The following is a 25,936-nucleotide window of genomic DNA, read 5'->3' as shown; positions in this document are numbered from 1 at the left end:
TGCCGGCGGTGCCGACGCAACAGGCCGGAACGAGCGTTCCGCGTGTACCTGCCGCCCCACGAACACCTGCAGCGCCGAGCGCGCCGGCTGCGCCAGGGCTGCGTCCGAGTGTGGGGCCGGCTCCGCAACCGCCTCCGGCCGGCGACCGTGACGGGGATCAGATTCCGGTGTGGGTATGGCTGCTCGCGGGTGCCGGTGCGGTCACCGCGGGTGCGATCAGTGTCAATCGCCGCACGGTGGCCACGGTCGTACCTTCTGGACCGTCGGCACCCGACGAGATAACCAATCGGACACCCGACACACCGGCTGGCCCTGATCAGTCAGGGATGGATGAATCCCCTCAGCAGATAGGCGGCGGCCAGAGCGACGGTGGTGGTCAAAGTGATGGCGGCGGCCAAAGTGACGGTGGCGGGCAAAGTGACGGTGGGAGTGGTAGCCCGATAGCCCCTAGCGGGGAGAGTCAAGATTCTGGGGAGGGACAGAACAACGGCAGTGGTGATAGTGGTGGCGGCAAGGATGGTTCGGCTGATGGTCAGCTGCAGCCAGCGTGGCTTGGCATAGTGCGGATTTTGCCTCGTCTGTTTCAGCGTAAGCCACCCGTTCGACCGAAGCCGCCAGTGCGTCCGGTGCCGCCTGGGTCGCCGTCGCAAAACATTGATCGAATAATTGAAGAGCTCGAACGTCTTGAGCGTGATCTGGCGGGAGAGTTGCAGCGCAGGCTGCAGCAGTTAAGTCCGGACGAGTTTGACGAAAGCAATCAGAGGATGCGCGACAAACTCGATCAGTTCGAGAGGGACATAAAAAAGAGTCCGCTCAGTCCAGAAGAAAAGAAACGCCTGCAAGGGATCATTGATCGGGTACGTCGAGCGTTTGATGACGAATCTCGGCGACGCAATCCCAGTCCCCAACCGCGCCCCGGCACCGGCGACGAACCAGGCAGCGGGGACCAGCCTGGTGGTGAGCCCGGTGGGCAGCAGCCTGGCGATCAACCGGGTGAGGGTGGCAACGAGCCCGGTGAGGGAGATCAGCCCGGTGGTGAGCCCGGCGGGCAGCAACCTGGCGACCAACCCGGTGAGGGTGGCGACCAGCCCGGTGAAGGGGATCAGCCTGGTGGTGAGCCCGGCGGGCAGCAACCTGGTGACCAGCCGGGTGAGGGTGGCAACGAGCCCGGTGAAGGGGATCAGCCTGGTGACCGTCCGGGAACCGACCCCGATCCCCAGGAACCACCAGTGGAGATTCCCGGGCAGCGTCCGCCCTCAGATCACCGACCACCTAGCATCGACCCCGAGAATGATCCGCCGTTTGGCGAACCGCAAACTCCTGACGGGCCTGGTGAAGGCACGTCGCCGACACGGCCGCGGCTAGGTGAGCCGCACCCCGGTCATGAGGTCATCGAGACGATCCTCAAGATCATTGCGCAACTGCTCACCCCGCCGGACCCGCCCGACCCCGACACTGATCTCGACCCTGACGGCAAGCCCACCGACGAGTACATCGAGAAGGTAATTGACGAACTGGGCCAACAGATCGCCGACGTATCTGCGGCGGTTGCTAACGAGGTCCAGGAAATCTACGAGAAGTCCGCACAAGCCTACGGCACCGCTGTCCACAAAATTTTTGAAGAACTCGTCAAATCTGAAGTTGACAGCATTCTCAAAGACCTGCTTGGTGACGACTGGGCTGCCCACGCCGAAGCCAGCATCCTCAAAGCCATGCACCTCCAACCAAACCCGGACACCGGGCGATTTGAATGGGCGCCGCGGGGGACGAAAGGTACGGTCCGCCCAGATCTGATCATCACCAGAATGGTGGAACAGACCGTCGGCGGGGTAACCAAGGCGATGGAAGAGGTCGTGAGGGTTATCGACTTAAAGACGGGGAACGCTGAAATCAGCAAAACGTGGCGTACAGCGGTGATCAACGCAACCGGTGTGATCAGTGCCGTCATTACCGCGCTCACCCCTGATCCTCGGTTGAGCCAACCGCCCAAGACAACGACAGCGCCCGCTACCAGCGGTGCACACCAATAGAAAGGTAAGGTAGCGCGCCATGGTGTCAGTATCAGTGCGGGAATGGAAAACAATGGTCAACGAGGCCATCGACATCCTCGGACAGCCGTGGGAGGCAGTCGGCTCGGGCCGCAACCTGATCTTGACCCCCGGCGGCTGTGACGGCTGGTGGATGAGTTACATCTACCTCAGCCCCTCCTCGATTGGGGAGTTGATCGCCTACAACGCCTTCCTCGGACGCGCAATGCAAGCAAAACACACTGGTGACCGCGGCGCGGATGCCCGGGATCTACAGTTTGACGGTCCGCGGCGCCGGGCCTCTGAGTGGCTCAACCCTGAAGCCCTCGCTATCTTCGCTCAGGCCGCCAACGACCAGCTCTTCGCCACCAACCCGACCCCCGCCGAATGGCTCGCTGCGGCTGAAGAATCACATGCGTTCTGGTTGGCAGCAGACGATCGGTCCATGTACGAGAGGATGTTCGGCCCCGGAAAACAGCGGTTAGTGGCGTTGCGGGTGATTTGTCAGTCTCGATCTCGTGAGGAGTTGGTTGCTGATGTGGAGTGGGTATTAGCGGACAAGCACATACGGGACTATCCGCCGATCAGTACCCGAGTAGGTGAGGGACCCCGGGTTGTTGATTTCTTCACCGAGTTACGTGACTTGCTGGTTGCTGATGATCGCAGCGGGGTGGAAGAACTTATTTTGCGGACCCGTGCTGAATCGTTAGCAATCATGAGTATCCGCAACACTGGCAACCCAGAATTTCCGAAAGGCGCCTCTCTGTGAGCACTTACGGATTAGTCATCATTGCTGATCTTTCTTCCGAAGTTGATGGTGAACGTTTAGTTGATCAAGTCGAAAGAGCACTCAACGACAAGGACCCCAGCCAGGCCAACAATTTGGACTGGCGTAGCGATCCCGGCCCACTGGGAGTGCAGGTCAGTATCGACGTGCCCGGCGCGGTTACTGACTCCAATGAGGAACAATTTTTCACCGGACTACCAGCCGGTCGCGCCGTGTTATGCGTTGACGGTGACGAATACGGTGTCACCTTCAGTGCCTGGAGGCTCACCGGAACCCAACCCGACTTGGTGTATCTAAGCCACCTCAACGATCCCGATATCGATGACGATGGCACCGATGCAGGGGTAGCTGGCCGCATCCGAACGGGCGGCCAAGCGGTCACTGAACTCGCGAATTTGTATGGTGTGAGCGACAAACCACTACTGAGTATCGAAAAGAACCCGACAGCAGTCACCGACAACCTCGGCGTCATCGGCACCCCATTCGATCCCTGGCTCGACGCCCTCAACCTCCAGTGGCCACAACTATAAAAGCTCGATACATGAGGTGAGCCGCTGAGACTGGGCTGCCGAGGCGAGCGCCTAACCTGAATCTCGGGAATGTCTTCACGTTGATCGTAGGCCAACCTTTATTCTGGTTACCCTCAGATCGGATCATGAAAATGCGGGAACTCATCGATACGCTGTCCGACACCATAAGGTGCGAATAGGAGGGGTTGATTCTGATGGTCCACGCAATATATTTGGGTTCTATGGGAGAATCAGAAACGAATGATAATCTCCTTTGGTGGGCGTCCGAGTACTCTTTCAATAGGGCCATAGACGATGCTATTGAGCTTGGATACTTGCCTCCGGACTATTCACGCTTTAAGGAAGAGGCGGCGTTATACAAAGGTCTGCCGGGCGCTAGAGACGAGCCGGACCTACTTGATGCAATAAACCGGATCGCCAACAGTACGCCGCGAAGACTGCAGTCGGAAACCGACGAGTACTACGATCATTACGTCAAACAACTATCCGAATACCGCCCCATATACGCCGAATACCGCCGCATATGGCGAAAGTGACTCGACGAAGAGTTCAGCCGGTGGATCCGCCACGCTGCCGCAGCGTTCGCTGCTTCTGACAGATGTTCCCGGCATTATTTCGCTACTCGGCCGCCTCGACGTCGGCGAGTTCGGTTGCGACCTTGAACGGCGGCGTGCTCTTGCCGATGACTCGGTAGCGGCCCCAGAAGTCGACGTCGCCTACATGCCCCTCCCGCGAACTGTGCGGCGTGCGGATCACCGCTGGCATCCGCTGTAGGTCGCCGACGATTTCGGCCAGTTCGGCGTTCGGTTGGGCGCGACCAATCCAGCGGAAGATGCCGTCAATCGGCTCCCGGTATCCCCGCAGCTCGACATCTACCTCGATCTCGGTGCCGCGCACGATGATCGTCGCCGGCCCGATGTAGTCGGATTCTTCGTGCGGGTCGTCGTGAAAGTGTGCGTCGTCCGCCGGTGTGGACATTCTGACCTTCTTTCTCGCGGGAACAGGGCTGTTCCTTTTCCGGGAATCTAGGTATACGGTACCTTAAGTACCGCACACGTTGGTGGCGTAGACCACAGATTGTGCACTGATTGGGAGGATGTCAGGTGGCGACGAAATCACGGAAGTCCCCGACAGCTAGAAGCAGGCACTACGATCTGATCCTCTTGGGCGCGACCGGATTCGTCGGCCAGCTCACCGCGTCCGCGCTGGCAGAGGCCGCGCCGGCCGGATTCAGGATCGCGCTGGCCGGTCGCAACCAAGTCAAACTCGACGTCGTCGCGCAGCGCTGCGCTGAACGTGGCGCCAACGTCGACACGATGATCGTCGACGTCGAACGACCGTCGACGGTCGACGCGATGGCAGCATCGGCCAAGGTGGTTGTGACAACCGTTGGCCCGTACACGCACTACGGCATGGAGGTCGTTCGGGCATGTGCGCAGGCGGGCACCGACTATGCCGATCTCACCGGCGAGCCGCTATTCGTCCGGGAAAGCATCCTCAACTTCGCCGAAACTGCCAGACGCACTGGCGCGCGCATCGTGCACAGCAGCGGATTCGATTCGGTCCCCTCGGATTTGCTCGTCCATCTGCTGCACGCCCAAGCGCGGCGCGACGACGCTGGTGAACTCACCGAAACGACGATGGTGGTGCGGCGCGTCCGGGGTGGGTTCAGCGGCGGCACCGCGGCGTCGGGCTTGGCGCATGGACGTGCGATGGCGGCTGATCGAGTTGCCCTGCGAAATGCGCTGGATCCGTATACGCACAGTGACCGCCGTACTGAGGAGCCCGCACTCGGGCGCCAGAACGATGGTCGTCTGGTCGCATTGCGCCACGTCGACGAGGGGCTGCGCGGATGGGCCGGCGGATTCTTTATGGGTCCCCACAACAGTCGGGTGGTGCGACGCAGCAATACCTTGACCGACTGGTCGTATGGCCGCCGATTTAAGTACTGCGAGGTCATGACGGTGCCGGTCGGGCCATTTTCCCTTATTCCAGCACTGATAATGGCCGGCGGCCTGTCGATGATGCCGCTCGCCACGCTGGTGAAATTCGTACCCGAGTGGTTCACCGACGCGCTCTTGCCGAAGTCGGGCAGCGGTCCGAGTGTCAAGAGTCGGGCGAAGGGACACTTCACCTTCGAGACTTATACCCGCACCACCCGGGGCGTTCGCTATCGAGCGACGTTTGCCATGGCGGGTGATCCCGGATACGCCGCGACGGCGGTCATCTTCTCGCAGGCGGGGCTGGCGCTCGCGCTCGACACCGACCGGCTCTCGCCGTTCGGGGGCGTGCTAACCCCCGCGGTGGCGATGGGCGATGCACTTATTCCCCGACTACGGGCAGTCGGTGCGCGGGTGGAGGTCGAATGTCTTTCCGAGAGCCCGCCGGTGCGAGCGGACAACGCAGATCAGAGAGAAGGAGCAGGCTAGTGGATAACAACGAAGACTTCAGTAAGGAAGTCCCGCGCACCGTCGACGGTCGGCCGGTTCGGCACCGTAGTCATATCTCCGAACGTCGGCGAACCGCTCAGCGGCTACTCATGTCATCGGCCGAGGAGGCCTACGACGGTGATCTCGACGTCGACTGGACGCTGCCCGCCGACGACGATCTGGATTGGCTGCCGGCCAGGTTGTCGTCGCTCTACGGCAGTCCGGCGTGGAAGCTACTCAACGGCGTTCAGCGACGTGAGCTGGGGCGACACGAGTTGGCCAGCATCCTCAATCTGGGCATTCTTGCCGAGAGCGCGCTGACACTGCTGATGTTCCGCAATATCGCGGAGAACCCAGATTTGATGGATGACTACACGCGGTACACACTCAAGGCGATCCAGGAAGAGACGCGCAATAGTGCGATGTTCTCGCGGCTGGTGAATAAAACGGGCCTCTTCAACAATCGCAGCAATGCCGGGGCCAAAGTGCTGTCGAAGACTATTTTATTCCTACCCACGGGCTTCCTCACCGCCGGTACGATTCTGATGATTCAAGAGGCCGTTCATAGTTTCGCGGTCGCGATGGCATCGGATCCATCGCTCCAACCACATGTCCGGCAGACGATGCGTATTCACGAGATGTCCGACGAACGACATATCGAGTTCTCCCGTTCGGAGTTGATCGCCGCGATCGAGAATTCGAAGGCGGTGTCTCTGTTTGTCGGCGGGCATGTTCTAGCGGTCTTCGTCGCAGGTCTGTATCCGATTGTGCTCAATGGTGCTGTGTATCCGGCTATCGGTATCGCGGCGCGTGACGGGTTGCGGATGGCGAAACGAACCGACCAGTTCGCCTTGCGCGCTCGTGCGATGACTGATTCCTTTGTGCGCTTCGGCATGGAGCACGGTCTATTCGGTTCGGCAACCGAACGCGCCATTCTCCGCCGGGGTCGCGTGCTGCCGATCCCCGCTTCGATGCCGCGTACGGCCCGCTCGGCAGAGCGGAAATAGGCGCACACCTGAGGCTATTGACAGTCGAGAGTGAAGCAGGACACAATGTTATTCAAAGTATGTGGTACCGCGAGTACGGAGAAATCATGACAACTGAGATGACACCCGAGATCGTGAACACAGCTGGCGCGTCGGCAGCCAACGGACGCAGAGTCGGCGACCGCCAGAAGACGGCCGAACGTTTGCTGCGGTCTACCGCTGAACGTGCTTACAACCCAGAGCTGGACATTGACTGGGATCAGCCGCTCGCCGACGACAAGCTCTGGGCCCCGCCTCATCGCCAGACGTTGTACGGCACGAAAATCTGGTCGGAATTGACCGAAGAAGAGCAGAACGATCTGGGCCGCCACGAGACGGTTGCCGTCCTCAGTTTCGGTCTGTACGCGGAGGTCGGTTTATCGATGATGCTGATGCGGGCGGTAATGGAGAACCCCGAATTGGTGAACGACCATTGCAGATATGCTCTCGCCGAAGTCGGCGAAGAGACTAGGCATTCGACGATGTTCAGCCGCATGGTTAATAAGTCCGGCCTGCCGCCTTACACCTACCCGAAGCGCATGATGAAGATGATGCGATTGGTTGGGCTGGTGCCCTTAGGTCCCGCCTCATACGCGGGCACGCTGCTAATCGAAGAAATACTCGATCGACTGCAGCGTGAGGCGAGTATCGACGAGTCGATTCAGCCACATTTGCGGCAACTGATGAAGATCCACGTATTAGAAGAGGCTCGGCACATTACCTATGCCCGCGAAGAGCTGGTGCGGTCGATGCAAGCACATGGCAAGGTCTATAACGCGGTTCATCGTGGATTGTTCTCGGTGATGGTGTTCGGAGTGCTACCCGCGCTGGTGAACCCTAAGGTTTACCGTTCCATCGGTGTTGGATATTTCCGTGGTCTGCTCGAAAGTCAGCGCAATCCCGAGTATCGAGAACGTGCGGTCTTCGCGGGAGAACCATTGCTGCGTTTCTGCTATGAAGCAGGTTTCATCAAAGGCCGCGCGAGTACCCGAGTCTTGCTCATGTCGCGTTCACTACCCGACGATATCGTTGCTGAAATAAAAGCAGGTCGTAAGCGCTCGGTGCCTGCGTGAGTAGGCAGACGGTTCATACCGACGACCATGCGGAGTTGAACGTTGAAGTCATCGGCTCACCTGATGCGCCGACGACGGTCGTGTTCACGCATGGTTGGACGCTGGCCGGCGGGTTGTGGGATGACGTTGTAGCGGGTCTGCACAGTGAGCTGGGCGCGCACGTGCGGACGGTGGCTCTTGATGCCCGCGGGCACGGCGCCTCCAGCGGTGGCCCCGTGGGGAGCGCGACTCTCCCACGGTTGGCAGCCGACCTCAAGAAGGTAATCGAAGTCTGTGCACCCGACGGCGACCTCGTCCTGGTCGGGCATTCGCTCGGCGGGATGGTACTCATGGCCCTCGCGGAACACTGGCCCGATCTGCTCGCAGAACGGGTGTCGGGTGTGGTCTTCGCAAGTACCTCGTCGGGCGCGCTGTGGTCACCGGTCAAACACCTGCCCGGATTCATCTCCGCCGCGCCCTGGGTGCTGCGGCTCAATCGCCCACATCTGATGAAAAACACCGGGTTAACTCGGCTCCTGATGCGCCGCAGGCTCTACGGCGGGGCCGCCTCGAGATCGCATCTGGAAGAGACGATCGAGCAGATGCGGTCGGTGGACGCGACAGTGATGGCAGACCTCGGAATAGCGCTATTGCTGCACGAGCGCAGCCATCTCTTGTCGGCCTTTGACTCGATTCCCACGGTAGTGCTGAGCGGGTCGAAAGACCGACTCACCCGAACGCGACACAGCCGGCGGATCGCCGAAGGAATTGCCGGCGCGCTGCTCCTCGAAGAGCCCAGTGCCGGTCACATAATCCCGCACGAGCGACCGGCGGTGGTGATTCGGGAGGTTGGCGTGCTGGTTCGCGCGAACAGTGCCCGTGCGAGAGAGTTGCAAGCCGTCCCCGCCTAGACCACTTCGGGCATTCATTTTTGAAAAACATCAACCGCGACACGACTCTCGTGTCGCGATGTGAGCATGCCTCGCTCGCAATTAGTCAGGAGAAATTGAGACTATGGCAACCAAGTCAACGGCTAAGCCAGCTGGTCGTAAGGGTAGGACCAAGCCGCCCAAGGAAATCATTCGCACTGGTGTACTGATCATCGGATCTGGCTTTTCCGGGCTTGGCATGGGGATCGAGTTGACTAAACAGGGACGCAGCGACTTCATAATCCTGGAAAAGGGTGATGACGTAGGCGGAACCTGGCGGGACAATATCTATCCCGGCGCGGCCTGCGACGTACCGACTCACCTCTACTCCTATTCATTCGAGCCGAGATCGAACTGGCAGCGCGTATGGTCGTACCAGCCGGAAATCTTCGACTACCTGCGCGAGGTGGCGACCAAGTATGACATCTACAAATACGTGTCATTTGGTAAAGTCGCCGAGCGTGGACGCTGGGACGATGAGGAAATGCGTTGGCATATTTGGACGTCCGATGGTCAGGAATACGTCACCCAGTTCATCGTCTCGGCTATCGGGGCGCTACATATTCCCAGCATTCCCGCCCTGCCGGGAATCGATAATTTCGCCGGCCACGCTTTCCACTCCGCGCAGTGGGATAATTCGGTAGACCTCAACGGCAAGAAGGTCGCGGTTATTGGAACGGGAGCAAGTGCGGTCCAGTTCGTTCCGCAAATCGTCGATGACGTCGCAGAGCTGCAGCTTTATCAGCGCACCGCGGCCTGGATCCTGCCGCGGGAGAATATCGAAATTCCCGAACCGGTACGTGCGGCATTGCGCCACGTGCCGGGGCTGCGCCGAGCCTTTCGGTCGGGACTGTACTGGGGTGCCGAGGCCGGTGCTTATGCGCTGAATAACCGGCCGGCACTTCTCAAGGCGGTCGAGGTCATCGGCAAACGGCATATCCGCAAGCAGATCGACGACCCGGATACCCGCCGAAAACTCACACCGGACTATCGGCCGGGCTGCAAGCGGCTGCTGGGATCCAATACGTTCTACCGCGCGCTCAATCAGTCGAAGTCAGCGGTGATTACCGACGGCATCGAGCGAGTGACCGAGACCGGGATCGTCGCGGCTGACGGCACGAAACGCGAAGTGGACGTCATCATCTACGGAACGGGCTTCCACGTCACCGACTCGTTCGAATCACTCGAAATCACCGGGCGGCATGGCGCTGACCTCGTCGCTCGTTTCCGCGAGGATGGCCCGCAGGCGCTGCGGGGGATTTCGGTTGATGGAATGCCCAATGCGTTCTTCTTACTCGGACCCAATACCGGTCTTGGCCACACATCGATCGTCTTCATGATCGAGTCGCAGATCCACTATGTGAGCGAAGCGATTCGAATGGTCGACCGACGCGGCGTGGATGCGATGGTGCCGCTTTCGGAGGTTCAGAACGCCTATAACGAGCAACTCCAGCAGAAGCTGTCGAAATCGGTGTGGAACACCGGGGGTTGCCAAAGCTGGTATCTCGACGCACATGGCAACAACCGAACGTTATGGCCCGGCTACACCTGGAAGTACTGGTTGGAGACCCGTCGCGTCGTCGCCGAGGAATATGAATTCCTCACCAAGATCCCAGCTGCGCGGCCGGCGCCCCGTAATGCGGAACCCGCCGCGGTCTGACTCACAACCCACTTTCGAGGGAGATAACCACCATGAAGGACTTTCGCGACAAGGTCGCCGTGATCACCGGCGCCGGCTCAGGTATCGGCCGGGGACTGGCGCTTCGGTTGGCCGACGAGGGAGCCGCACTCGCGCTCTCGGATATCGATAGCGTAGGTGTCGCCGAAACCGCTGCGATGTGCGAAAAGGTCGGGGTGAAGGCGGTGGCCTACCCGCTCGACGTCGCCGACAAGGATGCTGTCTATCAGCATGCCGATGATGTCATCAGTGAGTTCGGCGGGCCAACTTGCTGTTCAACAACGCCGGAGTCGCGCTGGGGCCGAGGTGAAAGATATGACCTGGGACGACTTCGAGTGGGTGATGAACATCGACTTCTGGGGCGTCGCTTACGGCACCAAAGCCTTTCTGCCCCATCTCATTTCGTCTGGTGACGCACACATAGCCAACGTTTCGTCCGTATTCGGATTGATGGGTATTCCCACGCAGAGCGCGTACAACGCCGCCAAGTTCGCGGTCCGCGGTTTCACCGAGTCACTTCGGCAGGAAATGAAGATCGGGAAGTACCCGGTCGGTGTTACTTGCGTGCATCCGGGTGGGATCAAGACCAATATCGTCGCCAACGCACGTGGCGTCGGCGCCGAGGACAAAGCGGAGTTCGTGCATCGCGGTTTCCAAATGATCGCCCTCACCCGGCCGGACTCGGCCGCGCGCGCCATTCTGCGCGGAGTCCGAGCGAATCGGCCTCGGGTGTTGATCGGCCCCGACGCTCGAGTATTCGACGGGATACCGCGCATCGTCGGGCCGCGCTATCAGGACATCGGTGCTCCATTCGCGCGGCTCGGATTCAAGGTGGGGGAGAAGCTGGGGATCGAGCTATGAGTGCCGACGTTGCGCAGGTCGCGACCAATACCCATGTCCAAACCCTCGAAGTCCTCGAGGTCATCGCGGAGACCGCCGACGCGGTTTCAGTGATTCTCGCGGTGCCCGACAGTCTGGTCCGAAAGTTTCGCTATTTGCCAGGGCAGTTCCTGACCGTGCGGGTCCCCGACGGCGCTGATGGTTCAGTTGCCCGGTGCTACTCGTTGTCGAGTTCACCCCACCTGGATGACAATCTGGTCGTCACCGTTAAGCGCGTACCCGGCGGATACGCGTCGAACTGGATATGCGACAACTTACGCGCTGGCGACAGGCTGACGGTGTTGTCGCCGTCGGGCAAGTTTGTACCGCGCTCGCTGCATCAGGACATGCTCCTGGTTGGCGCGGGTAGTGGCGCGACGCCGCTTCTTTCTATCGCGAAGTCCGTCCTGATCGGCGGAACGGCGACGATCTACTTCTTTTACGCGAATAGGTCCCACGACGACGTGATATTCGGGTCGGAGATCGAGGAAATCCTGATGGAATTCCCTGATCGATTTACCGTATTTCACAGCCTCGATGACCGAGAAGGCGTACCGACCGTCGACGGCTTAGCGCACGCTTTCCGTCCGTTTCGCACCTTCGACGTCTATCTGTGCGGGCCGGATCAATTCATGGAAACCGCTCGCGACGCGATGCAGCAGGTGAAGATTTCCCCCGAGAAGATTCATACCGAAATCTTCCAGTCATTGACCGGCGATCCGTTTGCCGACATCGTGATCCCCCCGTTCGAGGACGGTACGGATGCGGCTGAGGTGATAGTGGAACTTGGGGGCGAGACCCACACACTCGTGTGGCCGCGCGAGGTCGCGCTGCTCGACGTATTGCTGAGTAAGGGGTTCGACGCGCCCTACTCGTGCCGGGAAGGCGCCTGCAGTGCGTGCGCGTGCACGCTACGGTCCGGGGAGGTAAGGATGCGCAAGAACGACACGCTCGTCGATGCGGATCTCGCGGCCGGTCTGACCCTCGCATGTCAAGCCGTACCGGTCAGTGACCGTGTCGAGATTGGGTTCGACCAGTGACCGTCGAGCAACGCGGCGACGTCGCCGAATTCGTCCGCCGGGACGACGTCGAGATCGCGTACTACCGCCACGGTGATCCGAATGCCGAAGTGGTTCTCCTCGTCCATGGCTGGCCCGACTCCCATCACCTGTGGGACCAGGTCGTCGGGCACCTCGTTGACCGCTTCCACGTGGTGACCGTCGACAACCGGGGTGCCGGACAGTCAACCGACCCGAGTAGTTTCCGACAGTTCCGGATCAGCGAAATGGCACGCGATTACCTCGCTGTCGCCGACGTCGTGAGTCCCGAGCGGCCGGTGCATATTCTGGGACACGACTGGGGGAGTGTCGCGGTGTGGGAGTGGATCTGCGATCCGGACATCGCGTCGCGGGTCGCTTCGTTTACCTCGGTCAGCGGCCCGTCCGGGGACCATCTGAGTAAGTTGGCACGCCAGCGGCTGGCCAGCGGTAACCCACGGGACATGGCGTTGGCTCTCGGGCAATTCGGCTCGTTGCTCTACATGTTCGGTTCGTCAATGCCGGTACTTCCCGACCTTCTGTTCCGGGCCACGATGACCCCGGAGCGCTGGCGTGCCGGGGTGGGGCTGGCCGAGGGAATCGATCGCGAGAAAGTCAGTCTCGGCCCAACATTCACCTCCGATATCAGGCGCACGCTGCGCGTTTATCGGGCGAACTTCCTCCCGATGATGCTGCATCCCCGGGAACGATTCACCGATGTTCCCGTGCAAGTCATCGTGGGAACCCGTGATCCTGCCGTGCGCCAGTCGTCCTATGACAATGAATCCGAATGGAACGATCGGACGTGGCGTCGGGTGCTCAAAGCCGGTCATTGGCTGCCTCATTCACATCCCGCGGTTCTTGCCCGGGCGACCACCGAGCTCATCGATCACGTGAACGGTAAGGAACCCGCCCGCGACTTGGCCCGTGCGGAAATGGGTATCGAGCGGGCCGAATTCGGCGACCAGCTCGTCGTGATTTCCGGGGCCGGTAGCGGAATAGGTCGTGCGAGTGCGCAGTTGTTCGCCGCGCTCGGTGCCGAAGTCGTCGTTTCGGATATCGATGCCGATTCGGCACATGAGACCGTCCGGCTGATCGTCTCGACAGGAGGGCGGGCGCATGCGTATCACCTCGACGTCGGCGATCCGGCTCAGGTACGCGCGCATGTCGAGGCGGTCGTCGCCGACCACGGTGTACCCGATGTAGTGGTGAACAACGCCGGTGTTGGCGCGGCCGGGCGCTTCCTGGACACCACCGAGGACGAGTTCAACCGAGTGTTGTCGATCAATCTATTCGGAGTGGTCAATTGCGCGCGTGCGTTCGCCGCCGCGATGGTCGAGCGCGGCACCGGCGGATATATCGTGAATCTGTCGAGTATGGCGGCATATTCGCCGGGTCGCGGTATGGCCGCGTACTCCACGAGCAAATCCGCGGTATTTATGTTCTCTGACTGTCTGCGTGCCGAACTCGCTGAACATGGCATCGGCGTCAGTACTATTTGTCCGGGAATAGTACACACGAATATCGTCGCGACGACGAAGATTTCCGGGGTCGACGCGGATGAAGAGCGTCGCTTGCAAGATGTCGGGGATCGCGCGTACGCCATGCGCCGATACGGGCCCGAAAAGGTTGCGAAACAGATCGTACGCGCGGTCGTCAGGGGAAAAGCGGTAGTGCCGGTGACGCCGGAGGCGCATATACAGTATCGGGTGAATCGGGCGGTACCCGGATTAGTTCGTTATTTCGGCTCGAAAGGCTCGATCACCGATTTGGCGTCGCTGATACCGGGCGGCACCCGCAAGACGAAGGAGAACAGATGAGATGGAGTTCGCTCGACGTGCCGGATCTGTCCGGGAAGACTTTCGTCGTCACCGGCGCCAACGGCGGCCTCGGGACGGTCGTTAGCCGCGTGCTCGCGCAACGGAACGCGAAAGTCATCATGGCCTGTCGCAATGTCGAATCCGCGAAGAAGATCGCCGATGGGCTGATCGGTGACGTGCAAGTACGCGGTCTGGACCTATCCGATCTGAAGTCGATCCGGGACTTCGCCGACGGTATGGGTGACTTCGATGTTCTGGTGAACAATGCCGGACTGATGAATCTCCCGTTCAGTCGGACAGCTGACGGCTTTGAAACCCAGTTCGGGGTGAATCACCTCGGTCATTTCGCGCTGACCGGGCTCTTGCTGGACAAGATCGGCGACCGGGTCGTGACATTGTCGAGTATTGCCCACGCTCATACTTCGACCCTGCGGATCGACGATCTCAACTACGAGCGACGGCGCTACCGGCGCAACGCTGCCTACGCGCAGTCCAAGCTCGCGAACTTGATGTTCGCGCGGGAACTCAACCGTCGGCTAGCCGCTTCCGACCGCGAACTGCGGTCGTTCGGCGTTCATCCCGGAGTGTCAGGTACCGATCTTTTTACCCGCACCGAGACGATTGCCGATCGGTTCGCGAAGGTGGGCGCCTCACTCATCGGACACCCGCCCGAGAACGCAGCGGAATCAACGCTATTCGCAGCGACGGTCACCTATGTTGACCCCGACGTATTCTGGGGACCGACCGGCGGTTTTAGCCAGTCTCGTGGCCCGGTGCGAGCGTCACGTTCATCGAAACTCTCGAAGGATACCCAGATGTGGGAACGCCTCTGGGATCGATCAGAGGAAATGACCGGAATCACCTACTCCATCTGATCCGCGACGGCAGGGGGTTACCCTGGGGACCCACTCCTAGCGGTGAAGGATAAGTGAACGCAGATGGCGAGGAAGGACATTACGGCCTCCCGGCTGACACGTGGTCGTCAGTTGACTCAGGTTGTCGCGAGCCAGGTGGTGCGCGACGTCGGGGTGCGGGTATCGACGGTGGGGCAGCCGGCGCACGTCCGAATGGAGCGCCGCGACGCGGTCCTGCAGCAAGCCGCCGAACAACTCGTGAATGTTCTCGGCGGTATGAAGGGCGCTGCGATGAAGGCCGGGCAGATGTTGTCTATGGTCTCGTTTCCCTTCATTCCGGAGGAGAGTCGAGAAGCTTTTCAGGAGAAGCTGGCAGTTCTGCGAAATAATGCGCCAGAAGTGGATCTCGCGACGATGCGTTCGGCGATCGAACGTGAACTCGGCGCGCCTATCGAAAGTATATTCTCCGAATTCGACAATAAAGTTGCCGGCGCCGCGTCTATCGGCCAAGTTTATCGAGCGAAACTGCATGATGGCCGTGAGGTCGCGCTCAAGATAAAATATCCTGGAATCGATGCGGCGGTGATAGCCGACATGAAAAACATTACCGCGTTCTTGAAATTTTGGCGATCAGCTATTCCGACTATCGCGACGCCGCAATTCATCGGCGAGTTCAGATCTGTTCTCTATAATGAACTCGATTACGAGGCCGAAGCGCGCGCCCAACATCGCGTCGCGCAAAAGTTCGCTGGCCATCCGTTCATCACGGTTCCCGACGTCGTCGCGGAGCTATCCACTCGATCCTTGCTGGTCACCGAGTGGTTTGACGGTGTCTCATTCAGCGAAATGCGCGCACTCGATAAAAAACAACGGGACCGGGTCGGCGAGATTCTGTATCGCTTCTACGTCGGTACGATCTATCGCGAAGGTGAATTCTGCGGTGACCCGCACCCCGGAAATATTCTCCTCGGTGCCGACGGTCGGGTCGGATTTATTGACTTCGGAGCGTATAAGGAAATGGACGCCGATTCAGTAGAATTCGAGCGCAGGCTATGGTGCGCGGGTGTGGACAGTCGGGGCGACGAAATCCGTGAGCTGGCCGTTGCGAGGGGAATTATCGCGGCGGACTCGGATTTCACCGGTGACGATTGTCTTGGCTACACGCTGGATGCGTTCAAATGGCAGATGGTCGACGAGGAAGTGACGATGACTCCCGATCTGGGGGGATCGGTGATGCGGGTCATCGACCCGATGGCGAGCACATTCAACGAGGTGCGCGGTCAGCACCTGCCGCCTGAGCATTTGATGTCGCGTCGAGTCGACATGGCAACCGCGAGCATGCTCGGGCAACTCGGTGCTACCGCCAACTGGCTTCGCATCGCTCGCGAGTGGCTCAATGACTATCAACCCGATACCGACCTGGGCCGGCTCGAGGCGACGTGGCGGGCGTCGCGGACAGATCGCGTCGACTAAAAGTCGAAGTCGTCGGAGGTGCGCGCCAGATGGAGCGGTTGCGAGACGTCGAAGTCCCCATCGGCGTCGACATTCGCGATAACCACCGCGAGGATGGAACGCACCAACTGTGCGACGAAGAGCTCCTTGGGAAGTGCGGTCCTACCTGGCCGTTCCGAACGTATCCACCAGTCCGCGCCAGAGGCGGCGATACCAAATATCGAGTAGATAGTCAGTTCGAGACGATCGGACGAGCTGATGAAGTTGGCGAGCACGTCCTCGGAAATGGCGGTCGCCCGATCGATGGATGTCCGCGCGGCGTCGAGGGGGTGGGTGGCTGAACCCGAGTACTGGCCGGTGACCAGGAATGTGACCAGATTCGGGTGCTCGCTGACGACGTCGGCGTACTCCGAGCTGAGATGCGTGATGATGTCCTCGACCGAGTCTTCGTAGAAATTGATCGACGAGGCCAGACGGCCCCACAGTGTTGTCGAGACGTTTTCCAGGATCGCACTGTAGAGATCACTCTTGTCGTCGAAGAAGCGGTAGAGCTTCGGCTTGCGCACGCCCAGTTCGGTGCAGATGTCATCGAGTGTGGCGTTGGGCCCGATCGTGTCGATTGCTCGAATCGATGCTTCGACGAACTCGGCGCGCACCTTAATTCGATGTTCGGTCCATCGGGTGGTTCGCGCGTCTGCGCGTTTGGGGATGGCCGTCGATGCGTCTGACACGGCGTCAATGATATCGGATACCGGCGGTAGCTTTTCCGCCAAAAGTCCCGAGGGTGGTTCTGCCATAACTTGCCTTTTGTCGTCGTGTTGTGTGCTACTTTCAGTAACCGATACTTAAGGTAGGGGAGATGAGCGTACTACATTGCCGCTCGGTTGTGGCGGCGATCATCGCAGTTGTTATCGGCGCTGGTACCGCGGGGTGTGGCGATGCACTGACCGGGGGTGCGGTGAGCAAGAGTAGTTATCCACCGGTGAGCCCGCTGACCTCACCGGAACGGGGAAGTGTGGTGTTGCCGGCTGGTTTCCCGGCCGATGTTCCTGTCCTCGCGGGCCGCTATCGGCGCATTAGTTCGTCTCTCGCGGGAGCCTCGGACTCGGCCTATCTCCTGGCGGTCAGCGAGGTCGGGTCCGGCGCACTGGCTCGCGCGCAACGCAAACTGGTCGACGCGGGGTTTGTGAACCAGGAGTTCATCGGCCAGCCAACCTATATCGGCCCGCGGCACACGGTGACCATAGCGTCGGCCGACGACGGTTTCGGTCCGTATCTGATCTACACGGTGGTTGAACTGACGGGCATGCCCGCGCTGCCCTCGTTCGACCTGTCAGACCTGCTCGGGGGGTAAGCGGTCATGTCACATCAATACAGTCCGAAGTTCGAGCGCATGGCCAGATTCATCGGCCGGCACGCCGTCTTGGTCGTCCTTGCCTGGGTCGCCCTCGGCGCAGTGGTGAACGTCGCTTGGCCGCAGATAGAGAATGTTGCCTCGCGGAAGGCGGCGAGCCCGATGCCGACGAACTCGCCGGCGATTCAGTCGATGCTGACGATGGCGGAGAAATTCGGGGAGAAGGGCAATCTGAACTCGGTGATCGTTGTTCAGTCCAATCCCAACGGAATGACTCCAGATGCGCGGGCCCGCTACAACGCAACCGTCGAACGCTTCAAGGGACGTCCGGACGCCGTGGCGTTCGTGCAGGACATCCTCGGTGACCCGGTGGTCGCCTCCAACGCGGCGGTGCGTGGTCAGGTCATGAGTCCCGACGGCAAGGCGTGGATCTTGCTCGCCGGGCTAACGGGCGAGGTCGGTTCACCCAAGACGATGGCGTCCCTTCAGGTCGCCACCGACATCGTCCGGCAGACCTTCGACGGCTCGCAGACCAGCGCCTATGTCACCGGACCAACAGCGACGATCGGAGACTTGGCGACATCTAGTGTCGCCGACGTCAAGATCATCGGTGCTATCACCATGATCCTGATCGGTTTCATTCTGCTGGTCGTTTTCCGATCATTCTTCACGGCAATGCTGCCCCTGCTCGTCATGGGCATGAGCATTGTGGTGGCGCGCGGAGTCGTCGCTGGGCTCAGCGAGATCGGTCTGCCGATTTCGACGATGTCGGCGACGTTGATGATCGCCATTCTGTCGGGAGCGTGTGTCAACTACACCGTGTTCTTGATCAGCCGCTACCACGAGAATTTACGGTCGGGTATGGCGCAGCCCGACGCGCTGGCGCATGCCTGCGGGTCGATGTCGAGAGTCATTCTGGCCACCGCGGCGACCGTCGCGATAGCGAATCTCGCGCAGCTCACCGCCAAATTGGACTTTCTCGCAGCGGCTGGTCCGGCGGTGGCAATCTCGATCGGCATCGGCTTTCTTGCCGCGGTCACAATGCTGCCGGCGGTCCTCACGATCGCCGGTCGCTTCGGCCACGGACTCGCCAAGGCGGATAAGTCTGGCCCGTACTGGCAGCGGGTCGGCGAGTTGGTTGTCGCTCGGCCGGCCCAGACTTTGGTGGCCAGCCTGGTCGTGCTCGGATTGCTTGCCGGTTGTGCCGCGTTCCTCACCGTCGGATACGACGATCGCAAGGCGCAGCCGCAGGACACTGAGAGCGCGCAGGGCTATGCGTTGATGAACGCACACTTCCCGTCCGACACCATGATTCCGCAGTACGTCGTCGTCGAATCGGATCGGGACCTGCGCACGCCGGAGGGACTGGCGGACCTCGATCAGATGGCCGGGCGGATCGCGCAGATGCGAACTATCAAGCGAGTGGTCGGGATTACCCGACCCGACGGCAAGAAGATCACGCAGGCGACGTTGGCCTGGCAGATCGCGCAGATGGGCGCCCAACTGGGGAAGGCGGGCGAGACTACGCCCGCGGTCCGACAGCGGATGGAGCGCGTGCGTGCCGTCGCCGACCTCATCGAATCGATGGGCTCAGCCACTCAGGGGGTAAATACCGAGGACCTGTTGGCAAGTGCCCGTTCGATGCTGGCTATGGCGAAGTCGGCATCGGCTGAACTAGATAGCTACGCGGGTCTGGTGAACACACTGAAGTCCTCGGCCGACTCGGTGGATCAGCTGGCGCAGCTATCACCTGTATTGGTTGGCTTCGCGAATGCGCTCGATACCGCGTCAAACGTGGTGCTGCCCGCGCTCAACTCCACCTTGTGCCGCCAAAACCCGGACTGCCGAAGGCTCCGAACTCAACTTCGCGTCGTCAGCGACCTGAAGCGGAGCGGGGCCTTGGCGAAGATATCGGAGCTGACCCGGTCACTCGCGACGGCACCTGGTCGAGATTCGATGAAGACGACGATCGCGGCCCTGGCCGGCCAGTACACGAAGGCGCGTGCGATGCTCGCGAATATCCCGGAGGCGGAGCGTCAGCTCGATAAGGTCGCCCAGCTCTCGACGGCGCTTTCCGACGCCGGACTCGACTTGTCCGATACTGCCGCGATGGCCCAACGGGTACGCAAGATCGCCGATCAGGTGCAGTCGGCGACGGCTGCGATGACGACCCTGGCCGCCTATCTGCAGACTATCGGCAAGAGTGCCGCCGGTGATTCCGCGTCAGGCTTCTATCTGCCGTCTCAGCTTCTCGACAACCCCGATTTCGGCATGTTGAGCAAAGCGTTTATCTCGGCCGACGGAAAGACTGCCCGATATCTCATTCAGTCGACGGCGAACCCCTTCTCCGCCGATGCGATGTCGTTGACCAGGGAAATGAAGACGGTCGGTGATCAGGCGTTACCCAATACCAGTCTTGCCGGAGCCCATGTCGCCATTGGCGGATATCCATCTATCAACAGTGATCTGCAATCGATGTTTCGACGCGATTTCACCGAAATCATTCTGGTGACCTTGCTGGTTATTTTTTTGGTGATGTGTGTGCTGCTGCGTGCGATCGTCGCACCGCTTTATCTCCTGGCTTCGGTCATCGCGACCTATGCTGCCGCGGTCGGAGCCGGCGTACTCGTCTTCAGCGTGATCGGCGGGCAGGACATCTACTGGGCCGTGCCCGCGATGGCATTCACCCTGGTGGTGGCCGTCGGAGCGGATTACAACATGTTGTTTGTCGCACGGCTCCGGGAGAACTCGTCTGGCCAACCGCGCGACGGTGTCGTGCCGACCGTCCGGGCCACCGGTTCGGTCATCACCTCGGCGGGGATGATCTTCGCCGCCGCGATGTTCGGCATGATGGCCGGTTCGGTGTCGACCATGGTGCAGATGGGTTTCATCATTGGTATCGGCATCCTCATCGACACATTCATCGTCCGGACGATTACCGTGCCCGCGATGGTCGCGCTCGTCGGCCGTTACAGCTGGTGGCCGTCGTCGAAATAGCGCGAATCCCGCACCCGAATACAGGAGGCCTCGATGATCACCTCGCACCATGAATTGATGCTGCCGGCGTCGGTGGCGGCGACGATGGAGATCTTGCGCGATATCGAGGGTCTGGATCGATGGTTACGGCCTCATTTGCCGACGTGGCCGACGATTCGCACCGAAACGTCGATCCTGGAGCGAACCGCGGATGGGGCACCGGCGCTGGTCCGGACTAGGACGTCGGCGCTGGGTATCAAGGACGACGCGCTGGCTCACTACGAGTGGACCGAGACCGGCTGCACGACATCGATTGTGCGAAGCAACGTCTTGCGCAGTTCAGTCAGTGTGTTCGACGTCGGCGAGCGCGACGGGGGCACGTTACTTTCGACCCGGTTATCGGCTGAACTGAAAATCAAACTGCCGTGGTTGATCGAGCGAAAGTTCGAAGATCTCCAACAAACGTTCACCGCCGCTGTGCAACGAGCTCTTCTCGCGGAAGCCACCCGCCGGGCCGGACGGTAAGGGCGGATTACTCCGACGCCGCTAGCCGTGCTTTCTGTTCCTCGACGTCGAAGTCGGCCGCGGGCCAATCGAGGTCCAGACTCCCCAGGGCATGGATCAAGAGTTCGCAAACGGCCAACCGGGAGAACCATTTTCGATTCGCCGGGATGACGTACCACGGGGCGTTATCGGTATCGGTGCGGTCGAAGATCGCCTGGTACGCCTCGAGATAGGCGTCCCAGTATGCGCGTTCGTCGATATCACCGGGATTGAATTTCCAGTACTTGTCCGGGCGTTCGAGCCGTTCGGTCAGACGCGCCTTCTGCTCGTCCTTGGATACCACCAGCGCGCATTTGATGACGGTGGTGCCCTGCTCGGTCAGCTCGCGCTCGAAAGTATTGATGAGGTCGTACCGAGTCTCCCATTCCGCCTGCGGCACGAGGTTGTGTACGCGCACCGGCAGTACATCTTCGTAGTGGGAGCGGTCGAAGATGCCGATCCGTCCGCCCGCGGGCAGCGCCTTGTGGATGCGCCAGAGGAAGTCATGTGCGAGCTCGTCCGGCGTGGGTTTTCCGAATCCGGTGATGGCCAGACCCTGCGGATCGACCAACCCGCCGACGTGGCGAACGATGCCGCCCTTGCCCGCGGTGTCCATACCCTGCAGGATGAGCAGCACCGAGCGCCGGTCTCCCGACCGCCCGTTGGCGTAGAGCAGTTCCTGCAGATCGGCCAGATGCTCACCACGCTCAGCGAGTAACGCTTCGCCGTCGGCCTTATCGCCGTCGAATCCCGGCGTGGACTCCGGATCGAATGCTGCTATCGGTCCCAACCTGTTGGCGCGCAATGATTCTCGGGCCGGCTGTGTCCACGCTGACTTTCCCATGGCTCAGGAGCCTACCGGTGGTAGCGGCGGTGGGTTGGCAAAGAAGCGTTCCCGCGATCCGTCGAACTGGGTGACGCCGACCGCCGCGCTCCAGAGCAGCATGGTGAGGTAGTCGATCACGTCTTCCGCGGAAGAGTCGGTGTCGCCCGCTATCCACCAGTTCACGACGTTGCGCGTCGCGCCGACCACCGCGTGCGACCAGATGGCCGCTCCCCGGACGTCGGATTCACGCGCGGTGAGCCGAGCCATCAACACAGCCGTAATGAGTTTGACGACCACCGCTTCGGGTTCGTCGAAGGCGGACGTGGCGCGGCTACTGACGAAGCGATAGACCTGGGGTGCGTCCGCGACGGTCGTGACGAACGCGGAAATGATGCCGCGCGTCTGATCGAACTCCACCCGGTCGTCGACGATCGCTTCGAGGAGCCGGGGGAGCAGTTTGTTCTGAAAGTACGACGTCGACACCGACCGGGCCAGGTCGCCCTTGTCGGTGAAATACCGGTAGAGGACGGTCTTGGAAACGCCGATATGCCCGGCGATCTCATCCATCCCGGCATGCGAACCGAGTTTGGAGATCGCGTCGATCGTGCCTTCGACCAGCTGTTCGCGACGTTGTGTCTTATGTCGCTCCCACCGCTGTTTGCGCCCGTCGCTCTCGGGTCCGGAGGTTCTCGGTTTCGACGCCTCGGTGGCGCTGATCAGGGCTTGTTCGATGCCGCGGGTGACATTCGCGGCTGCGGCGACTGCCGCGCGGGCGGCCCCGGCGGGGGTGGATCGGTTAGGAGGCACCTGGTTAGCCTAGTTGGCTTTGGGTAAGACTGGATTCATGCAGTCTGGAGCTTTGCCGCCAAGCGCTGCCGTTTCCGACGGCGACGTATCGCTACCCGTAGCCCCGGCGTCGTCGCCGGGGATGTCAGGTTTCGGCACACCCGATGGCGACGCACAGCGCCGACGCGACCTGCGCAAGATGAAATTCGTCGCCACCGGCTTTCTGGCCTTCGCGGCGATCGTCTATCTCTTCACGCGCTGGCTGGAGAGCCGTGACGGAGCCGACGTTGCCGCCTGGGTCGGTTATGTGCGCGCGGCGTCGGAGGCCGGTATGGTCGGCGCGTTGGCTGACTGGTTCGCGGTGACGGCATTGTTTCGACAGCCCCTGGGCCTGCCAATTCCGCACACCGCGCTGATCCGTAAGAAGAAGGATCAGATCGGCGACCAGCTGGGCGGGTTTATCGAAGAGAACTTCATGACACCCGACCTGATCGCATCTCGAGCGACAGCGTTGAATCTGCCCGGCCGAGTGTCGGGATGGCTGGCCGATCCAGTCAACGCGCCCCGGGTTGCCGACGAAGCGTCGCGAGCACTGTCGTTGGCATCGGAGATGTTGCGCGACGAGGACGTGGAACAACTCATTATGTCGGCTATTCGGTGGGCGGCCGAGCCGGAATGGGCACCGCCGGTCGGGCGGATCCTGCAGCAGTTGATCGTCGAAGACCGGCTGGAACCGGTGATTCAGCTCGTCTGTGACAGAGCACACGATTGGGCAATCAGCAGCCAGGATTTGATCGATCGTGTCGTCGACCGAGACGGTCCGGCGTGGGCGCCGAAGTTCGTCAACGCTCTCGTCGGCGATCGGATCCATCGCGAACTCGTGGAGTTCACCGCGAAGGTGAAGACCAACCCCGACCACGACGTGCGCGTCGCGATGCATACCTATGCCGAGCAGTTCGCGTACGAACTGCAGCACGACCCGGAAATCATCGCTCGATTCGAGGCGATCAAGACCGAACTCGTCGGTCGCGACGAGGTATCCGGAGCGGCGTCGACGGCGTGGAAGACCGGCAAGGCGGTGATCGAGCAGATGCTCGACGATCCGAATAGCACCCTGCGAAATACCTTGTCAGACTCGGTGATTGCGGTCGCGACCCGGATTCGCGACGATCACGACCTGCAGCAGAAGATGAACGGCTGGGTCGCGCGCATCGCGCGCCACGTCGCGGTGAATTATTCGCAGGAGATCATCTCGGTGATCACCGAGACGGTGCGTGGCTGGGACGCCGAGGAGACCAGTCGCAAGATCGAATTGCAGGTCGGCCGCGACCTTCAGTTCATCCGGATCAACGGCACTGTCGTCGGCTCGCTGGCCGGTTTGGTGATCTACTCGATTTCGGTGTTGTTCTTTGGCTGACCAACCGGAGTAGTCGCGGGCATCGGGGACGTATACCGACGGCGACCCGATGGTCAACATTCGGCGTCGAATGAGTGGAACGTTAGCTCAGCGCTTGCATTTGCTAGCACCCTGGCTGATACTGGCGATGACCGAATTAGGATGGAGTCGAAGAAGATGTCGGATTTTCCCGCAGCCAAGCCTTCGGCCACGTCGACCGATGTCGAGGCGAGTGCGAGAAGCAGCGGTCCGGTGGATGCGGTGGCGGCCGCGGCGTCGGATGCCGTGGTAAGCGCCGCTTCGGATATCGGTGGCTTCATCCGGTCGCAGCGTGTTGCCGCGCAAGTGTCGCTTCGCCAGTTGGCGGAACGGGCGGGCGTGAGCAATCCGTACCTCAGCCAGATCGAACGAGGGTTGCGTAAACCTTCCGCCGATGTGCTGGCGCAGATCGCCAAGGGGCTGCGCGTCTCAGCTGAGGTGCTGTATGTCCGTGCCGGAATACTCGAGGAACGTCCCGCGAGTCCCGTTCGCGACGCACTGATCGCCGACTCTTCGATCAGTGAGCGTCAACGACAGGTCCTCCTTGAGGTCTACGAGTCCTTCCGGCACGAAAACAAAGGGGCCGGCGCCGTTAGTGGGCCGGCTCTCACCGCCGCAGAGACATCGCAAGCCGCAGTCAGCAATGACTCGACGAAGGAGTGAACTTCCATGACCGACAACCCATTCAGCAGCGCCGTGACCCAGGTGACCGACCTTCTCGGTCAGCTGCGCGAGCGCGGCGAGAGCGCGCGTGACCAGGCGCAGGCCAAGGTCGACGAAACCCGTGAGCTGGCTCAGTCCAAGGTCGACGAGACCTGGGAGCTGGCACTGGCGCGCTTCGAAGAGGCCAAAGCGAAGCTTTCGTCGTTGCCCGTCGAGCTGCCTGCCGAGCTCGAGGAGCTCAAAGCCAAGTTCAGCCCGGAAGAGCTTCGCAAGGTCGCTGAGGCCTACCTCGCGGTAGCCGCCGGTCTGCTCACTTCGCTGTCCGAGCGTGGCGAGGACGTGGTGAAGAAGATCAAGTCCCAGCCGCTCGTCGAAGAGAACCTGCCCAAGCTGGAGAAGGTCTACCAGGACGCCCTCGGTCTGACCGAGGATGCGCTCGGGTCGATCTCCGACCAGACTCGCGCCGTCGGTGAGCGTGCCGCCAAGATCGCCAACTTGGCTGGCAACAAGGTCGACGCCGTCGCGTCCGATGTCGCCGACACCGCGGCCGATGCGAAGGCCACCAAGGCACCGGCCAAGCCGGCCGCCAAGAAGGCCGCCCCCGCCAAGAAGGCCGCGCCGGCCAAGCCGGCCGCCAAGAAGGCGGCTCCTGCCAAGAAGGCCGCGCCCGCGAAGGCCGCCGCCAAGAAGGTCGCGCCGGCTAAGAAGGCAGCTCCGGCTAAGAAGGCTCCCGCCAAGAAGGCCGCCGGCCCCAAGAAGTAGCCTGTGGCGCCCCGGGGTGGGTGCTAAACATCCGGTATTGCCGGGTCGCACACGCGCGGCCCGGCAATACTGCGTTCGGGGCGCGCAAACGA

Annotated in this window: 24 protein-coding genes and 1 pseudogene; 20 read left to right on the top strand and 5 right to left on the bottom strand. The window is 61.1% G+C overall.

Annotated elements, in window-relative coordinates; all coding sequences use genetic code 11:
* Window positions 1–728: 728 nt before the first annotated feature.
* The gene (locus GOEFS_RS05295) at window positions 729–1,133 is read right to left on the bottom strand and encodes a hypothetical protein (protein ID WP_007316857.1); all 405 of its coding nucleotides are present in this window, start codon (window positions 1,131–1,133) and stop codon (window positions 729–731) included.
* A gap of 96 nt (window positions 1,134–1,229) precedes the next feature.
* On the opposite strand from GOEFS_RS05295, the gene GOEFS_RS05290 reads away from it, so the two are divergent.
* From GOEFS_RS05290 to GOEFS_RS05275, 4 genes are all read left to right on the top strand, one after another.
* Complete coding sequence (locus GOEFS_RS05290; RefSeq protein WP_007316856.1) at window positions 1,230–2,030, top strand: hypothetical protein; 801 nt, start codon at window positions 1,230–1,232, stop codon at window positions 2,028–2,030.
* Window positions 2,031–2,049: 19 nt separating this feature from the next.
* Window positions 2,050–2,796: a hypothetical protein gene (locus GOEFS_RS05285; protein ID WP_007316855.1), complete on the top strand. Its 747-nt coding sequence runs from the start codon at window positions 2,050–2,052 to the stop codon at window positions 2,794–2,796.
* Window positions 2,793–3,344 (top strand): hypothetical protein, encoded by a 552-nt coding sequence (locus GOEFS_RS05280; RefSeq protein ID WP_007316854.1) that lies wholly within the window; start codon window positions 2,793–2,795, stop codon window positions 3,342–3,344. Before GOEFS_RS05285 ends, GOEFS_RS05280 begins: the two co-directional genes overlap by 4 nt.
* Before the next feature lie 221 nt (window positions 3,345–3,565).
* Entirely contained in the window at window positions 3,566–3,880 is a 315-nt protein-coding gene (locus GOEFS_RS05275; protein WP_138917889.1) for a hypothetical protein, read from the top strand.
* An 82-nt stretch (window positions 3,881–3,962) separates the two neighbouring features.
* Here GOEFS_RS05275 and GOEFS_RS05270 read toward each other — a convergent pair whose 3' ends face one another.
* The gene (locus GOEFS_RS05270; protein WP_007316852.1) at window positions 3,963–4,322 is read right to left on the bottom strand and encodes a DUF4873 domain-containing protein; all 360 of its coding nucleotides are present in this window, start codon (window positions 4,320–4,322) and stop codon (window positions 3,963–3,965) included.
* Between the two features lie 125 nt (window positions 4,323–4,447).
* Here GOEFS_RS05270 and GOEFS_RS05265 point away from each other — a divergent pair, with 125 nt between their 5' ends.
* The 10 genes and pseudogenes from GOEFS_RS05265 (at window position 4,448) to GOEFS_RS05220 (ending at window position 16,520) form a co-directional block, all read left to right on the top strand.
* Window positions 4,448–5,773 (top strand): saccharopine dehydrogenase family protein, encoded by a 1,326-nt coding sequence (locus GOEFS_RS05265; protein ID WP_007316851.1) that lies wholly within the window; start codon window positions 4,448–4,450, stop codon window positions 5,771–5,773.
* Complete coding sequence (locus GOEFS_RS05260) at window positions 5,773–6,780, top strand: diiron oxygenase (RefSeq protein ID WP_007316850.1); 1,008 nt, start codon at window positions 5,773–5,775, stop codon at window positions 6,778–6,780. The genes GOEFS_RS05265 and GOEFS_RS05260 overlap by 1 nt, the downstream gene beginning before the upstream one ends.
* Before the next feature lie 86 nt (window positions 6,781–6,866).
* On the top strand, window positions 6,867–7,871 hold the full coding sequence (locus GOEFS_RS05255; protein WP_007316849.1) for an AurF N-oxygenase family protein: 1,005 nt from the start codon (window positions 6,867–6,869) through the stop codon (window positions 7,869–7,871).
* A complete protein-coding gene (locus tag GOEFS_RS05250) occupies window positions 7,868–8,761 on the top strand; it encodes an alpha/beta fold hydrolase (protein ID WP_050949790.1) in 894 nt (297 codons plus the stop codon). Before GOEFS_RS05255 ends, GOEFS_RS05250 begins: the two co-directional genes overlap by 4 nt.
* Window positions 8,762–8,864: 103 nt before the next feature.
* Complete coding sequence (locus GOEFS_RS05245) at window positions 8,865–10,439, top strand: flavin-containing monooxygenase (RefSeq protein ID WP_007316846.1); 1,575 nt, start codon at window positions 8,865–8,867, stop codon at window positions 10,437–10,439.
* A gap of 32 nt (window positions 10,440–10,471) precedes the next feature.
* Window positions 10,472–11,318 (top strand): annotated as a pseudogene (locus GOEFS_RS05240) (SDR family NAD(P)-dependent oxidoreductase).
* On the top strand, window positions 11,315–12,376 hold the full coding sequence (locus GOEFS_RS05235; RefSeq protein WP_007316843.1) for a ferredoxin--NADP reductase: 1,062 nt from the start codon (window positions 11,315–11,317) through the stop codon (window positions 12,374–12,376). Before GOEFS_RS05240 ends, GOEFS_RS05235 begins: the two are co-directional and overlap by 4 nt.
* Window positions 12,373–14,193 carry an SDR family oxidoreductase gene (locus GOEFS_RS05230; protein ID WP_007316842.1) on the top strand — a complete coding sequence of 607 codons (1,821 nt, stop codon included), beginning with the start codon at window positions 12,373–12,375 and terminating at the stop codon, window positions 14,191–14,193. The genes GOEFS_RS05235 and GOEFS_RS05230 overlap by 4 nt, the downstream gene beginning before the upstream one ends.
* Window positions 14,190–15,068 carry an oxidoreductase gene (locus GOEFS_RS05225; RefSeq protein ID WP_007316841.1) on the top strand — a complete coding sequence of 293 codons (879 nt, stop codon included), beginning with the start codon at window positions 14,190–14,192 and terminating at the stop codon, window positions 15,066–15,068. The genes GOEFS_RS05230 and GOEFS_RS05225 overlap by 4 nt, the downstream gene beginning before the upstream one ends.
* A gap of 63 nt (window positions 15,069–15,131) precedes the next feature.
* Entirely contained in the window at window positions 15,132–16,520 is a 1,389-nt protein-coding gene (locus tag GOEFS_RS05220; RefSeq protein ID WP_007316840.1) for an ABC1 kinase family protein, read from the top strand.
* On the opposite strand, the gene GOEFS_RS05215 is transcribed toward GOEFS_RS05220, so the two are convergent.
* Window positions 16,517–17,296 carry a TetR/AcrR family transcriptional regulator gene (locus tag GOEFS_RS05215; RefSeq protein WP_007316839.1) on the bottom strand — a complete coding sequence of 260 codons (780 nt, stop codon included), beginning with the start codon at window positions 17,294–17,296 and terminating at the stop codon, window positions 16,517–16,519. The two genes, GOEFS_RS05220 and GOEFS_RS05215, sit on opposite strands and share 4 nt — an antisense overlap.
* Window positions 17,297–17,358: 62 nt before the next feature.
* Between GOEFS_RS05215 and GOEFS_RS05210 the strand changes: the two genes are divergently transcribed.
* Genes GOEFS_RS05210 through GOEFS_RS05200 form a run of 3 tightly spaced genes read left to right on the top strand, consistent with a single transcriptional unit; the run spans window position 17,359 to window position 21,354 of the window.
* Complete coding sequence (locus GOEFS_RS05210; protein WP_007316838.1) at window positions 17,359–17,853, top strand: hypothetical protein; 495 nt, start codon at window positions 17,359–17,361, stop codon at window positions 17,851–17,853.
* Between the two features lie 39 nt (window positions 17,854–17,892).
* Window positions 17,893–20,850 (top strand): MMPL family transporter, encoded by a 2,958-nt coding sequence (locus GOEFS_RS05205; protein ID WP_245549773.1) that lies wholly within the window; start codon window positions 17,893–17,895, stop codon window positions 20,848–20,850.
* Window positions 20,851–20,883: 33 nt separating this feature from the next.
* Window positions 20,884–21,354 carry an SRPBCC family protein gene (locus GOEFS_RS05200; protein WP_007316836.1) on the top strand — a complete coding sequence of 157 codons (471 nt, stop codon included), beginning with the start codon at window positions 20,884–20,886 and terminating at the stop codon, window positions 21,352–21,354.
* Window positions 21,355–21,361: 7 nt separating this feature from the next.
* Here GOEFS_RS05200 and GOEFS_RS05195 read toward each other — a convergent pair whose 3' ends face one another.
* Window positions 21,362–22,216: a polyphosphate kinase 2 family protein gene (locus tag GOEFS_RS05195; RefSeq protein ID WP_007316835.1), complete on the bottom strand. Its 855-nt coding sequence runs from the start codon at window positions 22,214–22,216 to the stop codon at window positions 21,362–21,364.
* Window positions 22,217–22,219: 3 nt separating this feature from the next.
* The gene (locus GOEFS_RS05190; RefSeq protein ID WP_007316834.1) at window positions 22,220–23,005 is read right to left on the bottom strand and encodes a TetR/AcrR family transcriptional regulator; all 786 of its coding nucleotides are present in this window, start codon (window positions 23,003–23,005) and stop codon (window positions 22,220–22,222) included.
* Window positions 23,006–23,126: 121 nt separating this feature from the next.
* Here GOEFS_RS05190 and GOEFS_RS05185 point away from each other — a divergent pair, with 121 nt between their 5' ends.
* The 3 genes from GOEFS_RS05185 to GOEFS_RS05175 all read left to right on the top strand — a co-directional run bounded on the left by GOEFS_RS05185 (window position 23,127) and on the right by GOEFS_RS05175 (window position 25,844).
* The gene (locus tag GOEFS_RS05185; protein WP_007316833.1) at window positions 23,127–24,401 is read left to right on the top strand and encodes a DUF445 domain-containing protein; all 1,275 of its coding nucleotides are present in this window, start codon (window positions 23,127–23,129) and stop codon (window positions 24,399–24,401) included.
* 156 nt (window positions 24,402–24,557) lie between these two features.
* Entirely contained in the window at window positions 24,558–25,082 is a 525-nt protein-coding gene (locus GOEFS_RS05180; RefSeq protein ID WP_083837243.1) for a helix-turn-helix domain-containing protein, read from the top strand.
* 6 nt (window positions 25,083–25,088) lie between these two features.
* Window positions 25,089–25,844 (top strand): hypothetical protein, encoded by a 756-nt coding sequence (locus GOEFS_RS05175; protein ID WP_007316831.1) that lies wholly within the window; start codon window positions 25,089–25,091, stop codon window positions 25,842–25,844.
* The last annotated feature ends 92 nt before the right edge of the window (window positions 25,845–25,936 follow it).

This window comes from Gordonia effusa NBRC 100432, assembly GCF_000241305.1.
Lineage (GTDB): Bacteria > Actinomycetota > Actinomycetes > Mycobacteriales > Mycobacteriaceae > Gordonia > Gordonia effusa.
The sequence above is the reverse complement of the archived record's forward strand: the minus strand, read 5'-3'. Positions and strand labels throughout refer to the sequence as shown.